The sequence below is a fragment of the uncultured Tateyamaria sp. genome, assembly GCF_947504105.1.
In the GTDB taxonomy this organism is placed as follows: Bacteria; Pseudomonadota; Alphaproteobacteria; order Rhodobacterales; family Rhodobacteraceae; genus Tateyamaria.
Map to the genome: position 1 here is coordinate 1 of NZ_CANNGP010000087.1, position 6,519 is coordinate 6,519.

Genomic DNA, 6,519 nt, shown 5'->3' on the forward strand with positions numbered 1-6,519 from the left:
CCGTGAACGCCGCGCTCTGAACTCCCTCGATGAAATCCGGGGGAACAGGTAAGAGGTGTCAGACTCGGAACACTAGGGTCACAGCCGAACTGGCCGTAGCCCTAGCGAACGTCTGGTCAATGGAAGCTGCTCAGACCGTAGGCATGGGAAGCGCCGGTGTTATGGATGCCGCGACCGCCGCCGAAGAAGAAAGATTCATCAAGCTCTTGGATGATTAAGTAGGGCTGACATCAATATCACATTCCTCACTTGGAGAAACGTCATGAAACTGCTGCCACTCGCTCTTATCGCGTCTACATCACTAGCCACTACCGCTCTTGCAAAGGATCACCTCTACGTCAACGAGGACCAAAAAGCACGAGCAGAGCGCATCCTTGCACCATTTCAGGCTGGTGAGGTACCTCCCATGAACCCTTCGAATTATGATGCCCCAGAAACTTGCGATATGCCCGAACAGTTTAATCGCTGGAATGAACTCAAAGATGACGAATGGGCGGACGGAAAAATCAGTCTTGAGGAAGACCTAGCAGGGCCGAGCCTGACAGTTTATCGTTTCGAGCAGGCGCTGAGCATTCTTGAAAACCGGGATTGTTCCTGCGCCTCACGGGCCATTGATCCGGCAAAGACTATCGAGCTTGTAGATCTTCTGCCCCTTACCGGCGCGCTCAATAATAAGTCTGGTGCGGCCCTTTTCTACCAGCGTTTGAATCTTCGGTCTCTGTATCCCGCAGTCCAGCAATTTTGCGGCCTTTCCCAGTAGGGGCAGAAACTCAGCGCATTCGAGGTATTACGCATGGATCAAATAGCGGCACAACTTCTCGGGCAACTGGACCGGGTGATCGGGACCACGGCGGAAACCCTGTATAATTCGACGGTTGCTCAGATCACGGGCTTCTTTTTCGTCGTCCTTACCATGTTGATCGTCGTTCTTGGGATCAACATGGTCTTTGGCATGTTCAAAATGTCCATGAGGGAGAGCATGCAGATCATTTTTCGCATTGTGCTTGTTATGATGTTCGCTTTGGCCTGGCCTAATCTCGGTGCAATATACAATGCCACAACAAATGGAACGCAGGCACTTGCTCTTGCCTACTTCGAACCGTTCCAAGGTGCGATTGGCGGGACGGCGACTGAGGCGATGGACGGTTATGCTACCGACTCCGCGTCGGTGGTAGACCAAGCAGCGCAGGCGACTTCCAGCTTCTTCCGAGCGCTTGTGTCTTTGGCGCTGTGGATTTTTCTTGGGCTGCTCGTGGCTGTCTATATTGCGGTTGTGGGGGCGTCGAAGCTCTGGATTGCTGCGCTCCTCGGGTTCGCACCCTTCGCCATTATGTGCACGGTGTTCGATAAGACAAAAAATATCTTTGAGGGCTGGCTCACCACGATTGTTGCCAATCTACTGTATCCGGTTTTCTGCGCAGCAATCGTCGGCACCATCGTGACAGCCAATGCTGAAATTTTTGGCGGCGTGGACGAAAATAGCAATTTAGGCAACCTAATGGCGTTCATTGTTTTGAACGTTGTTGGGATCATTGCGATTTCGAAGGTGCCCGCCATTGCACATGGAATAACAGGCAGCTTTGGGGTTGCCAGTTTCTCTCCGCGGCCATTGGCTATTCCGGGTAGCGCGTTGGGTGCATTCATTGGATCGACCTATGTGGGCCGCAAAATCTCCAACCATCTTGATAAAAAGCGCGAGCAAAGACCATCGGCTCGGGATCGTGCTGATTTCGAGGATTATGGCGGGATGAAGCGGGACGAATACAAGCGCGACCAGGATAGATCGCGCTTGGCGGACCGAATGCGTCAGAACCACGCAAGAGATCGGTTCAGGGACGAGTTCCGCCGGAACAACAAGAAAAAATAACAGCATTTGGAGTGTGGATTATGACGACAGGTTTCACCCCTGAAGAGAGAAGGATTCTCGAATCCGAGGCAATATTCGGTGTGCAGCGTCGCGAACGCTTCGCTTGGACCGTGGCTGGTGGCGGGCTGTTGGTCGGCCTGGCTGCCGTTGCCGCGCTGGTCATAATGCTGCCGCTGAAACAAACTGAAGTGTATCTGGCGGTGGTCGACAAAGATACGGGGATCGCGGAGCGCGCCGTGTCTGTCGAACGTGCGACGGTCGAGCATAAGGCGGCAATAGAGCAATCACTTCTCTACAAGTATCTTGTGGATCGGGAGACATACAACCCAGCCGACAATGAAGCCCGGATGCTTAGGGTGTTCCGGCAATCCGCTGGTCAAGCCCGTGCGGGCCTTCAATCGCTGTGGCAAGAAGGAAGCCCCAATTTTCCACCCACTGTCTATGGGTCAGACGCGCGAGTCGAAATTCAGGTTCTCAGTATTACTGAGGTTGCTGAAAACACCGCCCAAATACGGTTCACGAAAACGCTCTCCCGGCCGGATGAGCCGACGAGAGAGGGCAAGTTTTACGCGACAGTCGTTTACGATTTTCGCCCTCAGAACAACGCCAGCCTGAAAACAGTCTGGGAGCACCCGTTTGGCTTCACGGCCACGAATTACCGCGTCACTTCGGAAACAGGAGGTTAAGGACATGCCGCGAAATAAAGTGAAATTAGCGTTGGTCGCAACGCTTCTGTTGGCCAGCGTTGAGATGGCTAGCGCGGAAGCAACGCCCCGTCCTGGCAAGCTGGACGGTCGGATCACATACATCAGCTTCCAAGAAGGGCAGGTCTACAGGGTCAACACTCGGATGCACAATGTAACTGTGATCGAGCTTGGGGATGGTGAGCGGATTAGGAACATTTCCGGCGGCGATACCGCTTCCTTCGAGCCAGGTAATCTTGGCCGCAGTAACGCCTTCACTATCAAGCCCAAGATACCCGGACAAAGAACCAACTTTGTTGTCGAGACCAACCGGCACTTTTACTTTCTGGAAGTCGCGGAAAGCAGTCGAGTTCGGCCTTTCTATTCGGTGAAATTCTCCGTGCCTGGATCGTCGCGCCAAAGGACGCAGCCGCAGATTCCGGGAGGTCAACCCATGTCCTATGCGATTTCGCAAACGACGAAGGGCGCGGACTTCCGCCCCAGCCGTGTTTGGGATGATGGCAAGCGAACAATTTTCGAGTTCCCGCCCACTGCGCCCATACCGTCGATCTTCCGGGCCAATGTGAAGGGTGAAGAATTTACCGTTAACACGTCAGCGCGTGGAACACGGGTAACTGTCTCAACGCGTTCGGAACGCTGGGTTCTGCGTGTTGGCGACGAATATGTATGTGTTTCTGCACGGGAGGCTGGCAATGGCTGACGAACAACAAGATCAGATCCAACAACGTGTCGCGGCGATTAGCGGACGCCAAACCGAAAAACCACGCGGAAATCGTCCAGCGTGGGCCATACCTGCGTTCATGACGGTGGTAGGTGCTATTGGTGGCGCCTGGACCTATGGTTATTTGGCCAATCGGCCTGAACCGGTCATTCAGGCCGATCCGATGCCAGAGACTTCAACGGCGAGCGAGTTTCAAGCCGGATTGTCGGGACTTCAATCTACTGAGAGCCCGAGCGCGCCCCTCGGGATCAGAGAGGACAACACGGATGAGTTGGCCAGATTGCAAGCGACAATTTCTGCACTTGAGACCCAGATTGCTCAGTTACGGGACAATCCCGAAGTGCAGACGGTGCAGGATGAAGCGGCGCTTGAGGCACTTCGCGCAGAACTGGATTCGATCAGGACGGACCTCGAAACCAGTCAGGGTGCCATTGAAGATCAAGAGAGGCTTTTGGCAGACCGCGATCGAGAACTACACCGAGCGCGAGCAGAACTTGAGACGGAGCGCTTACTTCGCGATCAGGGCAATGCCGAAGCTCAACGTTTGGCAGCGGAAGAAGCGCGCCGCCGCGAGGAACTAGAGCGCAAGCGGGCTGAGGCCGAACAACTTGAACGTGAAAAGATCAACTCGCCTATCGTTGCGTGGTCGGCGAATGGCAAATCGGGCAGTGCTGCTGAGGATGCGCAACAGCGTTACTCTGGTGATGAAGCCTTTCGCCGCGCTGGGTCGCCTGTCTCAGTTACGCAGTCAGAAATTATCGCAAATCCATCAAACACGGTTGTACAGGGCACTTTGATTGAAGGGACGCTAGAGACCGGGATTCTATCGTCTCTGGCGGGCGACATTGCTGCGAATGTGACCTATGATGTTTGGTCATTTGATATGTCCCGGGTACTTATTCCACGAGGATCTAAGCTCTTTGGACGGTATAATTCTGATGTTGGGATTGGCCAAAAACGTGTTCTTGTCGTTTGGGATCGGGTCGTCACGACTGATGGCCAATCAGTGCAAATGAGCGCCTATGGTGGGGATCGTCTGGGCCGCAGTGGGTTGCCGGGAAAAGTTGACAATCATTTCCTTGAACGTTTCGGGTCTGCCGCGCTGATTTCGGTAATCGGGGCAGTTCCAGAAATTGTGGCGAACCAGAGCGACAACGAAACCACTACAGAGGTTATCGAGAACGTAGGTGGTGATTTCGAGAGTGCCGTCGATGATGTGATTGCTGACTATCTCTCGATCCCACCGACGATTTCCGTGGATCAGGGCGCAGTTGTAATGGTCAGAGTGAACACCGATTTGGAGTTGTTCTGACATGAACCAGCAATCACAGAAGGCCAGCTACCTTGCCACATATCTCGACTGGATCGGCGAACACCTGAGTTCGCCAACAGCCATTGAAGTTGCAATAAACAGCAATGGTGAAATCTGGGTGGAGAATGCGGGAAGCGCAAACATGGTCAAATCAGATCATAGCCTTGACCCGCAGAAAGTGGCTGACCTAGCGGGAATTATCGCAAACACGAGCAAAAACAAACTTACGGATGCCTCCCCTATTGTGTCAGCCGCAGTGGAATATAAGGGCCTGGTGCTGCGCGCCCAGATCGTTGCGCCGCCCGCTGTTGCCCGAGGTACGGTTCTTTCTTTTCGTGTGTTTCGGCACGGCGAGGCGCGCGAACCAAAGAAGTTCAAATTTCTGCGTGATCCCAATTCCTCACTAGAAGATGAACGGCTTGATAAGATCAAAGCCATCCGAGATTTGGCCGCAATGGGACAAGAGGATGAATTTCTTCGTGCATTGATTTCTAACCGGCTAAACATCGTCGTCTCTGGTGGGACATCTACAGGCAAGACGGAGCTTGGGCGTCGCATGTTATGGATGGTTGACGATGTGGAGCGGATTGTCACCATTGAAGACTCTCTTGAACTTCTACCCCGCCAAGACAACGTAGTCAGCTTGATCGCCACACGGGACGACCAAAGCGCCCGTAGTGCAAACCGATTGTTACAGGCTACGCTTAGGATGCGTCCGGACCGGATAATTCTTGGTGAGCTGCGCGGTGTTGAAGCGGCAACCTTCCTCGATGCCATCAACACTGGACACGCAGGATCATTTACGACGCTTCACGCGGAATCCGCTCGGAAAGCCATGGATCGACTGGCCTTGCTGGTCATGAGCACGGGAACGAAGCTCTCTTACCCGGAAGTGATCCGCTACCTTGAGGGCTCCATCGACGTGATTATCCAAACAGGCCGCCTAGGCGACGAGCGCGGTCTGATGGAGGTCTATTTTCCGGCATTGAAGAACGCCGAAGCAGGGAACCAGGAGTAAAAGTATGTCCAATCCTGTCGACATTAAAGTGGGTAAACGTGTCCGTCAGCGGCGATCGTTGCTCGGCATGTCGCAAGAGGCGCTTGCTGGTGAGATCGGAACCAAGTTTCAGCAAGTTCAGAAATATGAAGTTGGCGCAAACCGTATCAGTGCCTCCCGGCTCTGGGACATTTCCAATGCACTTGACGTCCCGGTGTCTTACTTCTTCGAAACTGTACACAAAGCGCATGGTTCAAAGCCGATCACTGGCATACCGACTGACATCTTATCCGATAAAGAGGCGCTGGACCTTGTTCGCACCTACTATGGTATTCCAGAAGCGCACCGTAAGATGCTGTTTGATCTGGCAAAGGCGCTCGCTTTGTGAAGCGGACACCGTTCTTTCATACAACCCTGATCGTGTTAGCCGCTATCACGATCAGCGTTGTACTGGACACCTACCTCACCAGCGGGTTTGAAATTGGGTCAGATCGAATAAGGGTTGTTGACGGCGACACGGTTGCCATAGGCGACGTTACGTATCGACTAACCGGCTACGACACACCCGAGACCTATTTACCGCGCTGCGCGTTTGAAAAAGACCTTGGACAAAGAGCCACCAACCGGCTGCAAGCTCTGATTTCAAGTGTCGAAACTATCCGCATCGAACCAACGGGGCGGGATGATTACTATGGCCGCGAACTGGCGGGAATGATGGTGAATGCGCTTAATGTTGGTGAAATCTTGATCAGCGAGGGCCTCGCGCGGCCTTATAGCGGCGGAAAAAGGCTTGGCTGGTGTGGCTAGGCAGGGAGTGAAAATGCTGTTTGACCAGGTTCACTGTAAGCGTTGCTTTGACCCCACCTTGATCAATTGGGGCGCTTTCCCTTTGGCTTCCAGCGCTTGGCGAGTTTGAGG

The 6,519-nt window shown here is 53.6% G+C and carries 8 protein-coding genes; all 8 read left to right on the forward strand.

Annotated elements, in window-relative coordinates; translation table 11 throughout:
- The first annotated feature begins 262 nt into the window (after window positions 1-262).
- The 8 genes from Q1A75_RS23010 (at window position 263) to Q1A75_RS23045 (ending at window position 6,408) form a co-directional block, all read left to right on the forward strand.
- The gene (locus Q1A75_RS23010) at window positions 263-760 is read left to right on the forward strand and encodes a hypothetical protein (protein ID WP_299593268.1); all 498 of its coding nucleotides are present in this window, start codon (window positions 263-265) and stop codon (window positions 758-760) included.
- Between the two features lie 75 nt (window positions 761-835).
- Window positions 836-1,867 carry a type IV secretion system protein gene (locus tag Q1A75_RS23015; protein ID WP_299593271.1) on the forward strand — a complete coding sequence of 344 codons (1,032 nt, stop codon included), beginning with the start codon at window positions 836-838 and terminating at the stop codon, window positions 1,865-1,867.
- Window positions 1,868-1,887: 20 nt separating this feature from the next.
- Window positions 1,888-2,553 (forward strand): virB8 family protein, encoded by a 666-nt coding sequence (locus Q1A75_RS23020; protein WP_299593273.1) that lies wholly within the window; start codon window positions 1,888-1,890, stop codon window positions 2,551-2,553.
- Window positions 2,554-2,557: 4 nt separating this feature from the next.
- The gene (locus tag Q1A75_RS23025) at window positions 2,558-3,271 is read left to right on the forward strand and encodes a TrbG/VirB9 family P-type conjugative transfer protein (protein ID WP_299593275.1); all 714 of its coding nucleotides are present in this window, start codon (window positions 2,558-2,560) and stop codon (window positions 3,269-3,271) included.
- A complete protein-coding gene (locus tag Q1A75_RS23030; protein WP_299593277.1) occupies window positions 3,264-4,604 on the forward strand; it encodes a TrbI/VirB10 family protein in 1,341 nt (446 codons plus the stop codon). The genes Q1A75_RS23025 and Q1A75_RS23030 overlap by 8 nt, the downstream gene beginning before the upstream one ends.
- A gap of 1 nt (window position 4,605) precedes the next feature.
- Complete coding sequence (locus Q1A75_RS23035) at window positions 4,606-5,622, forward strand: ATPase, T2SS/T4P/T4SS family (RefSeq protein WP_299593279.1); 1,017 nt, start codon at window positions 4,606-4,608, stop codon at window positions 5,620-5,622.
- Window positions 5,623-5,626: 4 nt separating this feature from the next.
- The gene (locus tag Q1A75_RS23040) at window positions 5,627-5,989 is read left to right on the forward strand and encodes a helix-turn-helix transcriptional regulator (RefSeq protein WP_299593281.1); all 363 of its coding nucleotides are present in this window, start codon (window positions 5,627-5,629) and stop codon (window positions 5,987-5,989) included.
- Window positions 5,986-6,408 (forward strand): thermonuclease family protein, encoded by a 423-nt coding sequence (locus tag Q1A75_RS23045; RefSeq protein ID WP_299593283.1) that lies wholly within the window; start codon window positions 5,986-5,988, stop codon window positions 6,406-6,408. The genes Q1A75_RS23040 and Q1A75_RS23045 overlap by 4 nt, the downstream gene beginning before the upstream one ends.
- Window positions 6,409-6,519: the final 111 nt, after the last annotated feature.

What these genes read in the sequence shown, in the direction of transcription:
- Q1A75_RS23010 (WP_299593268.1), top strand. Translation starts at nt 263, where the DNA reads ATGAAACTGCTGCCACTCGCTCTTATCGCGTCTACATCACTAGCCACT.
- Q1A75_RS23020 (WP_299593273.1), top strand. Translation starts at nt 1,888, where the DNA reads ATGACGACAGGTTTCACCCCTGAAGAGAGAAGGATTCTCGAATCCGAG.
- Q1A75_RS23025 (WP_299593275.1), top strand. Translation starts at nt 2,558, where the DNA reads ATGCCGCGAAATAAAGTGAAATTAGCGTTGGTCGCAACGCTTCTGTTG.
- Q1A75_RS23030 (WP_299593277.1), top strand. Translation starts at nt 3,264, where the DNA reads ATGGCTGACGAACAACAAGATCAGATCCAACAACGTGTCGCGGCGATT.
- Q1A75_RS23035 (WP_299593279.1), top strand. Translation starts at nt 4,606, where the DNA reads ATGAACCAGCAATCACAGAAGGCCAGCTACCTTGCCACATATCTCGAC.
- Q1A75_RS23040 (WP_299593281.1), top strand. Translation starts at nt 5,627, where the DNA reads ATGTCCAATCCTGTCGACATTAAAGTGGGTAAACGTGTCCGTCAGCGG.